The 16,188-nt window shown below is 60.6% G+C and carries 14 protein-coding genes and 1 pseudogene; 6 read left to right on the top strand and 9 right to left on the bottom strand.

Going from position 1 to position 16,188, the window contains the following annotated elements; all coding sequences use genetic code 11:
* Positions 1–59: 59 nt before the first annotated feature.
* Both RR51_RS26175 and RR51_RS26170 read right to left on the bottom strand, forming a co-directional pair.
* Positions 60–935, bottom strand: a pseudogene (locus tag RR51_RS26175) (IS3 family transposase); the annotation flags it as partial.
* A 52-nt stretch (positions 936–987) separates the two neighbouring features.
* A complete protein-coding gene (locus RR51_RS26170) occupies positions 988–1,935 on the bottom strand; it encodes a LysR substrate-binding domain-containing protein (RefSeq protein ID WP_039615200.1) in 948 nt (315 codons plus the stop codon).
* Positions 1,936–2,116: 181 nt separating this feature from the next.
* On the opposite strand from RR51_RS26170, the gene gtdA reads away from it, so the two are divergent.
* From gtdA to maiA, 3 genes are all read left to right on the top strand, one after another.
* The gene (gtdA, locus tag RR51_RS26165) at positions 2,117–3,172 is read left to right on the top strand and encodes a gentisate 1,2-dioxygenase (protein ID WP_039615179.1); all 1,056 of its coding nucleotides are present in this window, start codon (positions 2,117–2,119) and stop codon (positions 3,170–3,172) included.
* 14 nt (positions 3,173–3,186) lie between these two features.
* Positions 3,187–3,885: a fumarylacetoacetate hydrolase family protein gene (locus RR51_RS26160; protein ID WP_039615178.1), complete on the top strand. Its 699-nt coding sequence runs from the start codon at positions 3,187–3,189 to the stop codon at positions 3,883–3,885.
* Between the two features lie 146 nt (positions 3,886–4,031).
* Complete coding sequence (maiA, locus tag RR51_RS26155) at positions 4,032–4,673, top strand: maleylacetoacetate isomerase (protein ID WP_039615177.1); 642 nt, start codon at positions 4,032–4,034, stop codon at positions 4,671–4,673.
* A gap of 246 nt (positions 4,674–4,919) precedes the next feature.
* Here maiA and RR51_RS26150 read toward each other — a convergent pair whose 3' ends face one another.
* Both RR51_RS26150 and RR51_RS26145 read right to left on the bottom strand, forming a co-directional pair.
* Positions 4,920–5,540, bottom strand: a complete 621-nt coding sequence (locus RR51_RS26150) for an isochorismatase family protein (protein ID WP_039615176.1) — start codon at positions 5,538–5,540, stop codon at positions 4,920–4,922.
* Between the two features lie 123 nt (positions 5,541–5,663).
* Positions 5,664–6,521 carry a pirin family protein gene (locus RR51_RS26145; RefSeq protein ID WP_052261124.1) on the bottom strand — a complete coding sequence of 286 codons (858 nt, stop codon included), beginning with the start codon at positions 6,519–6,521 and terminating at the stop codon, positions 5,664–5,666.
* Between the two features lie 113 nt (positions 6,522–6,634).
* On the opposite strand from RR51_RS26145, the gene RR51_RS26140 reads away from it, so the two are divergent.
* Complete coding sequence (locus RR51_RS26140) at positions 6,635–7,561, top strand: LysR substrate-binding domain-containing protein (protein WP_236693311.1); 927 nt, start codon at positions 6,635–6,637, stop codon at positions 7,559–7,561.
* A 41-nt stretch (positions 7,562–7,602) separates the two neighbouring features.
* On the opposite strand, the gene RR51_RS26135 is transcribed toward RR51_RS26140, so the two are convergent.
* The 5 genes from RR51_RS26135 to RR51_RS26115 form a co-directional block, all read right to left on the bottom strand.
* Positions 7,603–9,123, bottom strand: a complete 1,521-nt coding sequence (locus RR51_RS26135) for an MFS transporter (RefSeq protein ID WP_039615175.1) — start codon at positions 9,121–9,123, stop codon at positions 7,603–7,605.
* Positions 9,124–9,131: 8 nt separating this feature from the next.
* Positions 9,132–10,352: an HlyD family secretion protein gene (locus tag RR51_RS26130; protein WP_039615174.1), complete on the bottom strand. Its 1,221-nt coding sequence runs from the start codon at positions 10,350–10,352 to the stop codon at positions 9,132–9,134.
* A complete protein-coding gene (locus tag RR51_RS26125) occupies positions 10,349–11,848 on the bottom strand; it encodes an efflux transporter outer membrane subunit (protein WP_052261123.1) in 1,500 nt (499 codons plus the stop codon). The genes RR51_RS26130 and RR51_RS26125 overlap by 4 nt, the downstream gene beginning before the upstream one ends.
* 72 nt (positions 11,849–11,920) lie before the next feature.
* Positions 11,921–12,556 (bottom strand): TetR/AcrR family transcriptional regulator, encoded by a 636-nt coding sequence (locus RR51_RS26120; RefSeq protein ID WP_052261122.1) that lies wholly within the window; start codon positions 12,554–12,556, stop codon positions 11,921–11,923.
* A gap of 899 nt (positions 12,557–13,455) precedes the next feature.
* Positions 13,456–14,727 carry an IS4-like element ISPa1635 family transposase gene (locus tag RR51_RS26115; protein ID WP_104961008.1) on the bottom strand — a complete coding sequence of 424 codons (1,272 nt, stop codon included), beginning with the start codon at positions 14,725–14,727 and terminating at the stop codon, positions 13,456–13,458.
* A gap of 160 nt (positions 14,728–14,887) precedes the next feature.
* On the opposite strand from RR51_RS26115, the gene RR51_RS26105 reads away from it, so the two are divergent.
* Both RR51_RS26105 and RR51_RS26100 read left to right on the top strand, forming a co-directional pair.
* Positions 14,888–15,700: a SphA family protein gene (locus RR51_RS26105; protein WP_236693310.1), complete on the top strand. Its 813-nt coding sequence runs from the start codon at positions 14,888–14,890 to the stop codon at positions 15,698–15,700.
* Between the two features lie 77 nt (positions 15,701–15,777).
* Positions 15,778–16,188, top strand: a 411-nt coding sequence (locus RR51_RS26100) for an MFS transporter (protein WP_039615171.1), incomplete at its 3' end; no start/stop codon positions are given.

Raw genomic sequence — 16,188 nt, 5'->3', positions numbered from 1 at the left:
TGGCACCGGACTACCAGCTGTGAACCGCCCCGGGAATTCCGGAGGCTCTTTGGTGTGAGTCATGACGTCTGGGCCGACTTGGTGAGTTGTTGATAGTAAAGGGCTTCAGCCTCGGCAGGTGGGATGTTGCCGATGGGTTCCAGCAGCCTCCGGTGGTTGAACCAGTCGACCCACTCCAGAGTTGCCAGCTCCACCGCCTCCCGATTTTGCCAGGAACGACGATGGATCACCTCAGCCTTGTACAGGCCGTTGATGGTCTCGGCCAAGGCGTTGTCGTAGGAGTCCCCCACGCTGCCCACCGAGGGCTCGACCCCGGCTTCGGCAAGTCGCTCGGTGTAGCGTATCGGCACGTACTGTACGCCGCTGTCGCTGTGGTGAATCAGCCCGCCGCGGTCGACGGGCCGGCGGGCATACAGCGCCTGCTCCAGCGCATCGAGCCCGAAGTCAGTACGCGCCGAACTGGAAACTTTCCAGCCGACGATCCGCCGGGCAAAGACGTCAATGACGAAGGCCACGTAGACAAAGCCCTGCCAGGTGCTGACGTAGGTGAAGTCCGACACCCACAATGCATTCGGCCGCTCGGCGCGAAACTGGCGATTGACCTTATCTTGCGGACAGGGCTTGGCCTTGTCGCTGACCGTAGTCTTGGCCGGTTTGCCGCGTACGACACCTTGCAGCCCCAGTTGCCGCATCAGCCGCTCAATCGCGCAACGAGCCACCACGAAGCCTTCCCGCAGGAGCTGCCGCCAGACCTTGCGTACGCCGTAGACCTGGAAGTTCTCCTCCCAGACCCGCTGGACATGCTCGCAGAGCATTTCATCCTGGCGCATGCGGGCTGACTGCCGCGCAGGATCTACTTTCCGGGCTGCATGCTCGTAGTAGGTCGATGGAGCGATCGGCAGCACCCGACAGATCGGCTCGACTCCATAAACATCATTTTCAGTAAGCGCGGGTAGGGGACACCCAGAGGCCTGTCTGCGGTCTAAATCAGGCGATGGGCGGCGTCGGCTGTAAATGGCGGATCGGCGTGTTCGCCGCCTGACGCAGGCAGTCGAGCAGATCGAGGACGCTGCCGTCCATAAGCGGTTCGTCACGCCAGCACATGCCGATTGAGCCTTGGGTTTCGAGCTCGAAGTCCAGTGAGACCACCAGGCCGCGGGCTGTGAAGTGTTCGGCGACGCGGCCGGACGCGACCGAGATCATGTCGCTGTTCTGCAGCAGCCATAGATTGCCCATCAGCGATGAGGATTCGACCCGGCACGGCAGCGGCTTGAGACCGGCCTGGGTCAGCGCCATGTCCAGGCGGCTGCGGATCGGTGTGCCTTCCGGCCAGAGGATCCAGTCATAGGCGAGCAGATCCTCCCAGCCCAGCTCGCGGCGCCCGCTCAGCGGGTGGCCAGGACGGGCGACGACCTGCATCGGTTCGTGGTAGAGCAACTCGCTGCGCAAGGTGGCGCGCGGTTGATAGCTATCCAGACGGCCAACCACCACATCCAACTCGCCCTGCTCCAGTCGCTCGAGCAGGGCGTTCATCGTGCTTTCCTGCAGCTGTACCCGCGACCGCGGGTGCTGGCGGAGGAAGTAGGTGATCGCATCCGGTACCAGGCTGGGCGCCGAGGCCGGCGAGGTGCCCAGCGCCACGCTGCGCGAATCGCCTTCCTGCAGGGCTTCCAGATTGTGCTGGGCGCGCGCCATCTCGCTGAGGATGCGCCGGGCATGCCCCAGCAGCAGCTGGCCGTGGGCGGTCGGGCGCAGACCGCGGGCGTGGCGTTCGAACAGTGTGGCGCCGACGTCTTCCTCCAGCTCCTTGAGCCATTTCGACAGCCCAGGCTGGGTGGTGTGGGCGAGGCGCGCGGTGTCACTGAGGCTGCCGGTTTCGGCCAAGCTGACCAGCAGGTGGAGATGGCGCAGGCGCAGGCGGCGGCTCCAGTCGATCATCCAGTCATGCCTTTGTTGGTATGGGGGTATAGCAACATATCATTATTCGCATATGGCCTGTGAGCGAATAATCGCGCCATGGACGAGGACGACGGTTTCACCGCCGGTTTCTCGACTGCTGCCGCGGCGGGCGGCTTGGCCCGTAGCGCGTTCTTCGATCTGCCACAGGTGATAGGGAATGCATAACAAAGACAACATCAGCACGGCCCGCGCGGACTTCTACCGCCGCATCGACACCCAAGACCTGTTCCCGCTGTGGGAGCAGCTACACAACCTGGTGCCGCTGGAGCCGACCGGCGGCTGCGTGCCGGCGCTCTGGCGCTACCGCGAGCTGCGCCCCAGCCTGATGGAGGCCGGCGAGCTGATCAGCGCCGAAGAGGCCATCCGCCGCGTGCTGGTGTTGGAGAACCCGGCCATCCGCGGCCAGGCCGCCGTCACCAACACCCTGTACGCCGGCCTGCAGCTGATCCTGCCGGGCGAGATCGCCCCCAGCCACCGGCACAGCCAGTCTGCCCTGCGCTTCGTCGTCGAAGGCCGCGGCGCCTACACCGCGGTGGATGGCGAGCGCACCACCATGGAGCCGGGCGACTTCATCATCACCCCGTCCTGGACCTGGCACGACCACGGCAACCCGGTCGAGGCCGAAGGCGGCCAGCCGGTGGTCTGGCTGGACGGCCTGGACATCCCGATGGTGCGCTTCTTCGGCGCCACCTTCGCCGAGAGCTACCCGCAGGCCGAGCAGCCGCTGACCCGCCCGGAAGGCAACAGCTTCGCTCGCTTCGGCAACAACATGCTGCCGCTGCGCTACCAGCCGAAAGGGCTGACCTCGCCGATCTTCAGTTACCCCTATGCCCGTACCCGCGAGGCGCTGGAAACCCTGCTGTGCCAAGACGAGGTGGATGCCTGGGATGGGGTCAAGCTGCGCTACGTCAATCCGGTCACCGGCGGCTGGCCGATGCCGACCATCGCCACCTTCATGCAACTGCTGCCTAAGGGCTTCCGCGGCCAGACCTACCGCAGCACCGACGCCAGCGTGTTCTCCGTGGTCGAGGGCAAGGGCAGTGTGCTGATCGGCGGGCAGCGCTTCGACTTCGAAGCCAAGGACATCTTTGTCGTGCCGACCTGGGCGCCGGTGAGCTTCCAGGCGGACGAGGATTGCGTGCTGTTCAGCTACTCCGACCGTCCGGTTCAGGAAGCGCTCGGCATCCTGCGCGAATCGCGCGAAAACCACTGACGAGGGAGAAGACTATGACCTATGTGATCCAACCGCCGGCCCAGACCAGCCTGCCGGTCGCCGGCAGCGACCAGCAGTTCCCGGTGCGCCGCGTCTACTGCGTGGGCCGCAACTACGCCGCCCACGCCCGCGAGATGGGCTTCGACCCGGACCGCGAGCCGCCGTTCTTCTTCTGCAAGCCGGCCGACGCGGTGGTGCCGGTGGCCGCTGGCCAGGTGCTGGAGCTGGACTACCCGGTGGAGACCAGCAACTACCACTACGAGATCGAGCTGGTGGTGGCGATCGGCAAGGGCGGCCGCGACATCCCGCAGGAGCGCGCCAACGAGCACGTCTGGGGCTACGCCGTGGGCCTGGACATGACCCGTCGCGACCGCCAGATGCAGATGCGCGAGATGGGCCGGCCTTGGGAGCTGGGCAAGGCCTTCGACCGCTCGGCGCCGATCGCGCCGCTGTACCCGGCCAGCCAGGTCGGCCACCCCGAGCACGCAGGCATCTGGCTGCAGGTCAACGGCAGCGACAAGCAGCGCAGCGACATCGACAAGCTGATCTGGTCGGTACCGGAAACCATCAGCTACCTGTCCAACTTCTTCGAACTGCAGCCGGGCGACCTGATCATGACCGGCACCCCGGAAGGCGTCGGCCCGGTGATCAAGGGCGACCTGATGGTCGGCGGCGTCGACGGGCTCGGCGAGATCCACGTGCGGGTCGTCTAAGGCGTTCCGAGAGCTGTCGTCCCTTAGCCCTGGGCGGTCGCTTGCGACCGCTATCGGGGCCCCTGCCCGGTCATACCGGCAGCGAATGGCTGGGGCAGGGATTCTTTTATGGCCAGAGCCGGCCTACTTTCGCAGGAGAGCATTTAGTGCAGCTCTACAGTTTCTTCAACAGTTCGACCTCCTACCGGGTCCGTATCGCTCTGGCGCTCAAGGGGCTGGCGTACGACTGCCTCGGGGTCAACCTGCGCAGCGGCGAACAGCTTAGTACGGCGCATCGCGAGCTCAATCCGGCTGCCGGCGTGCCGGTGCTGGTTACCGACGACAGCCAGCTGATCACCCAGTCGCTGGCGATCATCGACTATCTGGATGCCCTGCAGCCGGCGCCGCGCCTGCTGCCGGCCGAGCCGTTGGCGCGGGCGCGGGTACTGGAGATCGCCAACCTGATCGCCTGCGACATCCATCCGATCAACAACCTGCGGGTGCTCAATTACCTACAACGGGAGCTGGGCGTGAGTGCCGGGCAGAAAGATGCCTGGTACCGCCACTGGGTTGCCGAGGGGTTGGCAGCGGTCGAGTCCCTGCTGCAGCGGCATGGCCAGGGGCCCTACTGCTTCGGCGCTGCACCGACCCTGGCAGACTGCTGCCTGGTGCCGCAGGTAGCTAACGCCCAGCGCATGGGCTGCGAGCTTGAAGACTACCCGCAGCTCATGGCGGTGTACCGCAATTGCCTCGAGCAGCCGGCCTTCCAGGCCGCCGCCCCGGCGCGGCAGCCCGACTTCATCGCTTGACGCCACGGCGCCTTGGTACAGGCTCCGAACAGGTTTTGCCAGGCCTGGTCCGCGACTGCCGCAGGATGAGGACGGGCCGAGGTTTAGGGGCGGCAGGCATGAGTGCAGAACAGTTCGGAGAAAGGGTTACGCCAGACCAAGTGAGCTGATCGATGTTTCACAGCCACTCGATATGACGTGTTGCTGGCATCACTGCGCCTATACGGGACTCCGGCGCCAGGAAGCCCTGGCGCCGGAGTCTCTGGCTTAGTGGCCTTTGGCTGCGAGGTAGCTGCTGAACAGGTTGCCGTAGAACGGCAGGTGTTCACCCATGATCTGGCCAAGTGCCTCACCTGTCTGATTGCGCCAGTCGGCTTGCAACTCGGCACCAACCGCGACCCAAGTTATCGGCACAACACCGGCTTGAGCCATGCGGGCAACGGCGACTTCCTGAACCAGCTTGTTCCAGGTTCCGGAAGAATCAATCACCGCGTAGACCTCGTAGCCAGCCTTGATCGCGGACAATGCGACGAAGGCCACGCAGACCTCGGTCGATACGCCCGCCACGATCAGTTTTTTACGGCCAGTCTTCTTCACAGCCTCGACAAATGCCGGGTTGTCCCAGGCATTGATCTCGCCCGGGCGGTGAATAACCGGTGCGTCAGGCAGGGTCTGGGTAATGATCGGCAGCACCGGCCCATTCGGACCATCCGCGGCACTGGTAGTAATCACGGTCGGTAGATTGAAGGTCTTGGCCAGCTTGGTCAGCGCCGTAACCGCAGTCATGTACTCGGGTAGGCTCTGATCCTGGATGCCATTAGACAGACCGGTCTGGTGATCAATCAGTAGTAACGCGGCATTCTCAGCAGAGAGACGGTCGTAGCTCATGGGATTACTCCTTTGGTTTTGTCGGCATTCTGCCGGGTTGGTGCGCACACACGCAGGGCGTGGCTACCCACGGCCGCCTTGATGGCCGCCGTGTGATTTCATTGAAAGGTGGAAAGTGGCTCATCAAGAGGAGGCAAGCTGGCTCAACCTGCCCATCTCACCCGCGACGTACCGGGAGTAGGCGGCCTGCAGACCTGATTGGTCGTTCATGATGAATGGCCCGTACACGGCGACCGGTTCCATAGGATCAACTCCGCAGAGAACCAGCAGATGTGCGTCCTCCTTCGTGCTGATGCGCAGCTCAGCACCTTCGGAAGAGCTACGCACCGCGATGGCTTGGTGAGTCCCCAATGAATGCTCCGCATCATCGGAGCCTATGGTTACCTGACCCGACAGGATGTAGAACAGAACGTTACGTCCCCTCGGGATCTCGAAGTTCCCCTCGTGTGTGAGTTTCACGTCTAAAAACTCGAAGGGCTCAGCCGGATTGATCGGCCCCACTACGTCTTGGTACCGCCCGGAGAGAACACGAATCTTGGTCCCTCCCGCACCGTTCACCACCGGTACGTCTTCAGCGGCTGCGTAAAGCATCTTCGGGGCCAGGTTTTTGTGATCCCGAGAGAGGTTCACGAACAGTTGGAGACCGTGGACTTCCGAGCCTCTGGAAGCGGGAAGTTCGTCATGTACGACACCGCTTGCAGCCTGGGTCCAGACCATAGCGCCGGGCTCGATCACCAGGTCATGACCCAGCGAATCTCTGTTTCGCAGGCCACCTGCAGAGTCCTCGAAGACATAGGAAACTGCGGAGAAGCCCGCATGCGGGTGTGGAGCAAAGGTTGGCCCACTCATGCGGAAGTGATCGAAGCCCATGATCGGAGCAATGAAACCGGAAAGCGCGATGAGATCGAGGCGGTGAGCAGAAAACTGGGCGCCGTGCACGGCCTTTTCAGCGATGGCAATTGGGGAAAATTGAAGCGACATATTCGATCTCCTGAGCGGGCCGTGTGACCTGCATTCGATGGAGATACTGTAGATATAAACCCAATCGGCGATAAGATCGGTAAAGTGCCAAGGACTATTGCTATGGTGCACCAATGATTGAGGATCTGAATGACCTCCAGTACTTCGTGCTGGTCGTGCGTAACAAAGGCTTCACCGCCGCTTCTAAAGCTTCGGGGATCGAGAAGACTCGCTTGAGCCGAAGAGTCGCTGCCCTAGAAAGTCGCTTGGGGGTACGCCTGCTGAACCGAACGACCAGGCAAATCGCGCTGACGGACGCCGGCACCCGTTTCTATTCACAGTGTCTGGCAGTCGTTGAGGGCGCCCAATCGGCATATGACAGCGTTGCCGACCTGAGCAGAGAACCTGCTGGGATGGTTAGACTTACCTGCCCTCAGGTGATGGCGCAGACCTACCTCGCACCGATACTTCCCAGTTACCTGGCGCTGCACCCGAAAGTTCGACTGGAACTGAATGCCGTCGACCGTGAGGTCAATGTCATTGAGGAAGGCTTCGACCTTGCCCTCAGAGCCCGACCGCAGATTGAGGAAACGGCAGGACTTGTGGCGCGGCGACTGGGGCTGGCCAGACGAGTGCTGGTGGCTAGTCCGGCATTTCTGGACAGCTACGGGCAGCCCGCAAGTCCTGCGGACCTTAGGATCTTGGATACCCTCTGCCGGCCCGGGGACGTGCACGATGGCAGGGGGCGCTGGCTCCTGCAAAACGGTGAGAGCGACTATCTTGTGACCCATACGCCGCGTTTGCTCTCAGACGACCTGAGGGTGCAGCTGGAGGCTGCCATCCATGGTCTCGGAGTCACCCTCTTGCCAGAGCCGATAGTTTCTTTGGCTGTCCAACGCGGGCAATTGAATCTGGTTCTGCCGGGTTGGGCGGGTGCCGAGCATGTGATTCACCTGCTGTATCCGAAACCCAAGGGTATGTTGCCTTCGGTCCGGAGCCTTATCGACTACCTATCCATCCACCTGCCGGCGAGCATACAAGAGCGCAGTGTTACGGTCTGAATAGTTAGTACGTGTCCGCTTTTGACCAATGCGGACGATGTTCATCGGAAGACCCGCTGCAACACGGAAACCAGCGCGGCAGCAGCGGCGACCCAGATCACCAGCCAGAAATACTCGATCCCCGCCATCAGCGAAGCCTGCTGGCTTATCTGCTGTGCTTGCAGGGCCATGGCCATCTGGGCGGCCTGGCCTGCCTCGTGCGACAACGAGATGAACTGGCTGAGCTGTTGCAGTTGCTGTGAAAAGAGGGGGTCGTCATTGGCCAGCCGGATGTTCAGCGAGCTGTACTGCACCGTGCTTCTCCATTGCATGAAGATGGTCGCGAGACTGGTGCCCATTGCCATGGCGATCTGACCCAGAATGTTCTTGACCTGCTGCGCATGGGCAAAAAGCGCGTCTTCATGGGCGACATCGCGGAAGGTCTGCATCGCGGTCGTCGCCAGCACCAGCATGACAAAGCATCCGCTCAAGGCGAGTGCTGGGAGGACGTGCAGCCAAATGTCGGCAATCGGTGTGAGCGATGACAGCAGCCAGCCGAAGGCCGCCAGCGATAGAAATCCCGCGACGAAGAACTTCTTCGGTGCGGGGTGCTTGGGCAGTAAGCGCAGCATCACCAGCCAGGTCAGCAATGACGCCACGAGTCCCATGGACTGGAATTTCCCGATGGTATCCCAAGAATAGCCCAGGCCCATCTGGAGAAAGGACGGCAGGATGTAGTTGTTGGCCCCCAGGATCAAGTAGCTGAAGGAGAACAAGGCCACGCCCGTTACGTAGCGGGGGGTCATGAGTTGGCGGATCTTCAACAGCGGGCGGTCGTGATTGTGCTCGACGTGGAAGTAGGTATAGAGCGCGACCGTGGCCAACGCCGCAAAGACCAGCAGGATGCTGGTGTCGTCGTAGAAATCGTAGTAGGAGCGTTGCAGGACATAAAGAAGGAAGAACGATCCGACGGCCAGCAGGAGAACGCGCGCGGGACTGGTTTTCGTGCGCTCATGCTCGGGATGCGGGGCCTTGGGCAAAAATGCCAGGGAGAGCACGGCGGCCGCGACCGAGCCGACGATAAGCACCCAGAACATGGCCTGCCAGGTGTCGTGAGTGACGGCTAGTGATGCAACCAGCGGCGCCGCGGCGGTGCCGCTGGCCAAGCCGACGGCGAACACCTTGATCCCGACGAATCGCCCAGGCCCGGGCGGGATGAGGTTGACGAGGATGCGCGACGTCGTCATGAACGATGCCCCGCCCAACGCCATCACGACCCGGCCCAGGGCGAACGTGTGCAGGTCGTGGCTCAGGCTGCACAGCAGCGCCCCGGCGATGTAGACGCCGATCGAGCCGATCATGTAGTTGCGCCAGCCCAGTCGTTCGGTCAGCCAACGCTGTTTGCCGATCACGACCACCGCGACACAAGCATAGAGCGCTGCGACGAGGCTGTATTCCTCGGGGCTGGCGTCGATCTCGCCGCGGATGGGGACGGAGGCGAATGCGAGCATGCCGGTCTGTAGGAATTCGAGGCCGCACAGCAGGCAGACCGTTGCCAGGAGTGCGCCATGTTTTCTGTACATGAGCCGGCCTATCGTGCGGCCGCTGTTCGCGGCTGCCCTTCGTTGGCCCGGATGACCGTCTCCACGATGGCGTCGGCATCCCTCAACTCATGGTCATAGACCTGGGTTTGGTAGACCCTCTCCGGTGCGACATCCTGGCGGATCATGTCCCCGCTGCGATTGTTGGTATCCACTGAAACGCGCATGGACAGCCCGATACGCAAGGGGTGCCGGGCGATTTCCTTCGGGTCCAGGGCGATCTTGACCGGCACGCGCTGGGTGACCTTGATCCAGTTTCCCGTCGCGTTTTGGGCGGGCAAGAGTGAGAATGCGCTGCCGGTTCCAGCATCCAGACCCACGATCTTTCCGTGGTAGACCACGCTGTAGCCATAGACATCGGCCGTCAGTTCAGCCGGCTGACCGATGCGAAGATGCTCGAGCTGCGACTCTTTGAAATTGGCGTTTACCCATAGTTCGTCCAATGGGACAACGGACATCAGTGCGACGCCTGGATTGATGCGTTGACCCAGTTGCACGCTGCGTTTGGTCACGGTGCCATCCACGGGCGAAATAATGGTTGTGCGTGCGCGTGCGATGTACGCATCACGTAAGTTGGTGGCGGCGACCAGCACATCAGGATGCGTCCGGAGGTCGGTGCCATCGACCATGGCGCGGCGCTGTGCCAGCAACTGGTTTGCAGCGTCCAAGGCGGCCTGTGCGTTCTTGAGCACATCTTCGGCATGGCTGATTTCTTCACGGGAGACGGCCCCGCTGGCGGCGAGTCTGGAACGGCGTACCAGGTCGGCCCGTGCTTTCTGAACGTCGTTCTGGCGCTGCACGACCTCGGCCTGCAACTGCTGGACTTGCGAATACTGTGTCCTTGCCACCCGCGTAGCCTTGGCCAACTCGGTCTTGGCACGCTCGAACCGCACTTCCTGGTCTACGGGGTTCAGCGTGACCAGCGGTGAACCGGCCTTCACGTGGTCGGTGTTGTCCGCTGCAATGGCCGTCACGGTGCCGCCGATCTGTGCGGTCACTTGCACGACATTGCCATCCACGTAGGCATCCTCGGTGCGCTCGGAGTTGCGTTGCAGTACGTACCACGCGCTCCCTGCGATCAACAGGATCAGGACGGCTGCCGTAACCACCTTGCCGCGCGTCTGGAACGGCACGGGCGGCTTGCCGGCATCAGCGCTGCCCGCAGCGGTGGATTGCGGCTGTGCTTGATGGGGTTGGGTGCTTTGATTCATGTGCGTGGACTCCTTAATTCGTCGGCGCCATCGAGCGGCAGATCAGGGACGTAGCCTCCGCCCAAGGCGCGGCTCAGATTCGCCTGTAACGACAGGCCGCGGGCCTGCAACGCTGCGAGCTCTCGCCGTTGGATGGAGACCGAAGTCTGTGTGGTCAGCACTTGAATGTAGGTAGCCAGCCCTGCCGCATAGCGCTTGTTGACCAGCTCGTAGGCATCCGTGGCGGTTTGGACGGCCAGTTGTTGTTGCGTGATCCGTTGTTGCATCCAACGAATCGATGACAGTTGATCGGCGAGGTCGTGCAGCGCATCGATCAAGGTCTGGTTGTATTGCTCTACCGCGATGTCATAGGAGGCGTTCTGGGCGGAAAGATTGGCGCGCAAGCGTCCGCCTTCGAATATCGGCAAGCTGATCGCCGGTCCGAATCCGAGTATGCGGCTGCCTCCCTGCGTGAACGTATCCAGTCCCATGGTCTGTAGACCGACGAAAGAAATCAGGTTTACGTTTGGATAGAACTGCGCCTTCGCGACATCGATGTCATTGCTGGCCGCTTCCACTCGCCAGCGTTGAGCCACCACGTCGGGACGATGGCCTAGCAACTCGGCGGGCAGGGTGCTGGGCACGGAGAGGGTGGAGGAGGGCTTCAGTTGAGGAGGCGTGATGCTCCGACCGCGGTCGGGTCCCTTGCCCACGAGGGCCGCCAGACGGTTGCGACCAAGCTCCAGGGCTTCTTTGAGAGCGAGGATTCGGGCACGGGACGCAGTAATGCCGGCTTCGGACTGTTTGATATCGATCTGGCTGTCTAGCTCCGCAACAAAGCGTTGCTGTGTCAGTGAGTGGATGCTCTCCATCTGCTGCAGCATTTGACGCTCAATCGCGAGTTGGTCGTAGGTCTCCTGCAAGGCGATGTAGGCTTGAGCGATGCCCGATGACAACACCAGCCGAGCCGAAAACTGATCGACCTCGGCCGCCTTGCTGCGTCCGATCGCAGCTTCGACCGCCGCCTGATTCTTGCCCCAGAAGTCCAGCTCGTAGCTGCCATTCAGGGTGCTCTGGCCAATGTTTTGCCAGGTACCTGCGACGACTGCGGAGGCCGTCCCGTTTTCACTGTAGCGCTGGCGAACGACCGACAGGGAACCGTCGACCTGAGGCAGCAGACGCGACTCCTGAATCCCCTGCAGGGCTTCGGCTTGCCGCACCCTGGCAGCGGCCGCGCGCAGACTCGGACTGTTTTCCAGGGCCTCTGAGATCAGTTGGTTCAACTGGGGGTCGCCGAACCCAGTCCACCAATCCTCCCTGGGCCAGTCTGCAGGCGAAAGGTGCACCCCATTCAGGGCATGGGAAGCCTTGAGGTCATCCGGCTGGCCAATCAAGGATTGCGGCCTGAGGTCGCTGAAGGAACATCCGCTCAACAACAAGACGCCGAGAAGCGACAGCGTAAGCCCGAGATTGCGGTAACTCGCCAAGTATCCGGATGGGGCATGGAGTGTATCCATATATTAGATACCAATGGTGTCTATATGGTTAAAAAAGAGAGGCCGAGCAGCCTCCCGATGCCTACGAGGTTTTCAGCGGGCGCGCAGACCGTTGACCACCAATTTCACCGTACCCTCAAGTTCGCCCACGGCGTCGAGGTTGCCTGTGAGCAGGTGAAGCCACGAGGCGCCGGTCAGGAGAGTGACTGCGCTTTCAACGGCTGGGCCTCCCGGGATGTCTCCCCGGCCCACCGCCCGCAAAAGGATTCTGCGCATGACCTGTTGCCGACGCGGCAGGAATGACTTGCGAAACTCTTCCAGAGACTCGGGGCAAAGCTGCACTTCGGTAATGAAGCTGCGCAGTACCTCGCCTGATCTGGAGGCGCTCCACCATTGCCATAGTGCACGCAGGTGTTCGTGGAGGTCCTGCTCAAGGTTTCCGTTGTCAGGGGGGCTGAGAGAGGCTTCGCCGCTGCGTTCGTAGACATCACGAATCAGCGCCGCCTTGTTCTTCCACCATCGATAGATGGTGGGCTTGCTGGACTCCGCCCGACTGACCACAGCGTCGAGAGTGAAGCCAGCGTATCCGCGCTCCTCGAGAATCTCGGCTGCGGCGGTCAGGATGGCGTTGGTGGTTTCCTCACTGCGGACGGCGCCAACCGAAAGCCGGCTGCGCACCTTCGGTTTGCCATTCGTGACGGATTGCTGGGTTCGTTTACTCAAGGTCATGTCCAACTCGTGCAGTGCTGAAACGACGGAGGCCAAAGAGGTTATGCCGCCAATGATCGAGCTTTTGGGCGGGCAGGCGACAGAGGGGATGCCTGGCCGCTTGGAGCATATAAAAACTGTTGGTATATATAAAGCCAGAAACGCGCTGCCGTCAACCGAGTCAACCTGGAGGATCCGCACCCAGCCCCCACGCGGGCAATCTGGCAAGCCCGTTAGCTGTGTAAACCCAGCACGTTGCTCAGTGAAAGCTCAACGTGCTGATTAGCGGGGCATCGGGATCGCGTACCAGGGCCGTCCTGCGATCCGGTGCCTTGGAGATGGCCGTGCCTTCACGCGGCAACTGGCACAGAGCGAGCATCCTGCCGTGCAGGGCAGCGGTGATGGGCCTGACTTTTCCTGGCGTATCCGCTGTCGCTTATCGGGCAGCAGGTCGCAGATCTCACGCTCGATGTCGTACAGCTGACCGATGTGGCGCAGAGCCTGCTCGACCAGCTGGTGTTGGCGACTTGCAGGTAGCAGAACTTGCATGGGCATGCGCCATGCCGCCGATTTCGGTCACGCGCTTCTCGAAGCAGGCCTTGTAGCAGGCAAAGTCACCCCCAGCGAATCGGCCAGCGGTTGCAGCTATACACCGCAGCTGCTGCCCTAGGGTCTCCCCCAATGTCATCAACCTAAGCTGCAGCCCTGCCCAAGACAAGCCCCCCGAAGCAGCCAGCCGCCATGGCCGTCGAGCGATGACCAGGCCTCTGCCGCTCAATCACGCGGTCTAACTGGGCTGGCGGTGATGTGATCATCGTCTGTTCCGGCTGTCTAGGCGAGATTTCTCGTCCTCCGGACGAGCCTATGCCGACCGCTTGTGGCCAGCTTTTTTTGGACGGAGGTTGGGCTGTGGTGTTTCTTCAGCGCGTCGGTTTGTAGCCCTCACAACCTCGGCTGGCTGCGCGTTTGCGTTGGCGCGCAAAGCTACGGCCTGAGCGTACGGCACTGAGGCTTTTAGCCATCAAGGCCAGCACATTGCTCAGCCCCTGAGCACAGTGCCGCACCAGCAGCTCGACCAGGGTATTTTTGAGCCGTGACACGCCTTGGGTGAAGTTGACTTTCCATCGCAGCTTGCGACCTTTGTGGCGCTGTTCGATGACCGGCTGTAGCAGGTGCTGCATCAACAGCGCCAGGTTCTTCAACAGTTGAGCGGCATGAAAGTCCTGCTTTACAGCGGTCACGCTGCGGCCGCTGAAGTTGTCCAGCGTCAGGGTTTGTTTGAGGCGACGGAAGTCGGTTTCGATGCCCCAGCGGCGGTGGTAAAGCTCGGCAAACACCTCAGCGGGAAAGGCTTCTCGATCCAGCAGCGAGGTCAGCAATACTTCGCTTTCGCCGTTGGCCAACTCGACCCGGATCAGTCTCAGCTCGATCTGGCTGGCAGGATCAACGCCAGCCTCGGAGCAGAACAGACGTGCTTCAGGATGGTTGGCCACGAAAAGCTGTGTGTCTTCAACTTGGCCAGAGTGTAGAAACGCTTTGACCTGAGCGTTATAGCCACAGGGCAGGCGCATCAGAAAGTGCCGCTGTTGCTGCGCGAACAGCGCGAATAACCAGTGCCCAGGGTAACCACGGTCAAACAGCGTCAGGCTGCCAGCCGGCAGGTGCTCAAGGTGCAGATGGGCACAGTCGCGCTCACCGACTGTCAGGGGCACGATCAGGCTATGCAAGGTTTGACCGTCAGCGACTTCGTAGAGTGTGGACAAGCGAGCCATGGGAAAGCCAGAGTGACTGCCAAAGAAGGTCGCCATGGTCGACTCCAGGGGTAAATGCACGGTCGAGCCATCCACCGCGAGCACCCTCAGCCCACGCCACTTCTGGCGCAGCCCGAAGCAGTCAATTTGTTGCTGCAGGAGGCGATTGAGACTTTCAAATACCTCGGGGTTGAGCTTTTTGCGCGCTTTGCAGAAGGCCTGCGCAGTGACCATTTGCGTCTCAGTCGACGCCTGATTGAGTACGCGATAGAACTGATCGAGTTCGGTTTGCAGGGCCGTGCGTGGCTGATTGAGCAGGAACAGGACGAGGTTCTTGAAGGTGAGCTGGCGTCGGCGGGTAAAGTCTTGAGGATTCTGGCGGTGGGCGGCGATGAAGGCGGGACAATCGAGCGGACTGGTTATTTTTTGTACAATTTTCAAGCCAGGGTTTGGCTGGCGGTGTCAAGCGATGCGGTATAGGTAGTCAAAAGGGCTTCTCCCATGCACTGATTTGAGCGCTAATTATATGATATTTATGGATAATTTCCAAAGTTGATGACATTGGGGTGGTGGCAGCGCCTATCCAGTCGGCGTAAATACGGTGCTTGCCGGAAAGATGCCACCTCCGGGGCTCACGAATTTCTTTTATTTAAGTGATTATCGCGCAAACGAAACGAAAGACAGCGATGGTCATGATAAATCCAATATCCACGACTTCGATCTGCATGTTCAAGCGCTCTCGATGCGCATGGATTATGTGTACACCGACTACTCGATTCTGGGAGCGAAGGTCGAAAGCCGCTTCGCGCTACCCTTCGTAAAAGGGGATATCAGTTTCAACGTTGATACGCCCGTAGGCCGCGTCCGACGCAGCGAAAACCAAGATGGTGTTGGTGACCTGATGCTGGCTCCGGTGATTCTGGGGTGGAGTTCACCTCGTTACCATCAACTCGTCGGCGTGGACATCTTCGCTCCAATTGGCTCATACGATAAAGATCGGATGTTTAATTCAGGCCGGAATACATGGTCTTATGGGCCGTGGTATGCGTTCACCGCCTATCCGCTGGAAAATCTTGAGGTCAGCGCCAAGCTAATTTATCTGGTGAACGGAAAAAATCCTGATACGGATTACCGATCAGGACATGAGTTTAATGCCGATTATAACTTGGCCTATAACTTTACTCGCGAGTGGCAGGTCGGCTTGAACGGCTATATCTACAAGCAACTTAGTGATGATGAGCGGGACGGCCATACTTTCGGTGATGGCAACCGAGGCCAGGTCGTTGCGTTTGGTCCAACTATCAAATACCAAACACCTGAGATAGGGCTTGTTGCGAAATGGCAACATGAGACGCAGGTGGAGAATCGTGCAAGCGGCGACCGTATTTGGTTGCAAGCGGTGTATCGATTCTAAGTCAAGTGCTCATGTAGTGGTTGGTTTTGGTGTTTGTCAGCGTCACTTCGCAACTTGTAGATAAAGAGGTGTAGACAATGAAGGGGATATCCAAGTGGCATGTCCTGATTGGTGGTTTTATCGCCTATCTTTTTGATGCAATGGAGATTGTCCTGCTCTCCATTGCATTGCCGGTTATTCGGCAAGATCTGGGATTGAGTATCAATGAGGCGGGTGCGCTAGCCACCGCAACTCTATTGGGGATTGGTGCAAGCAGCATCTTGACAGGCTGGTATTCAGACAACTTTGGGCGCCGTAATGCCTTGATCGCTTCACTGGCGATCTTCGGTTCGCTGACCTCCGCCATTGCCTATGCTCATGATCTATATCTGTTGCTCCTGCTAAGGTTCCTGTCGGGCCTGGGGCTCGGTGGGGTATGGAGTATCGTTTCTGCCTACATAGTAGAAACGTGGCCTCCTCAGCAGCGAGCCCGAGCAACTTCATTCGTG

Source organism: Pseudomonas sp. C5pp (genome assembly GCF_000814065.1).
Lineage (GTDB): Bacteria > Pseudomonadota > Gammaproteobacteria > Pseudomonadales > Pseudomonadaceae > Aquipseudomonas > Aquipseudomonas asiatica.
This window is presented reverse-complemented; position numbering and strand designations above follow the sequence as displayed.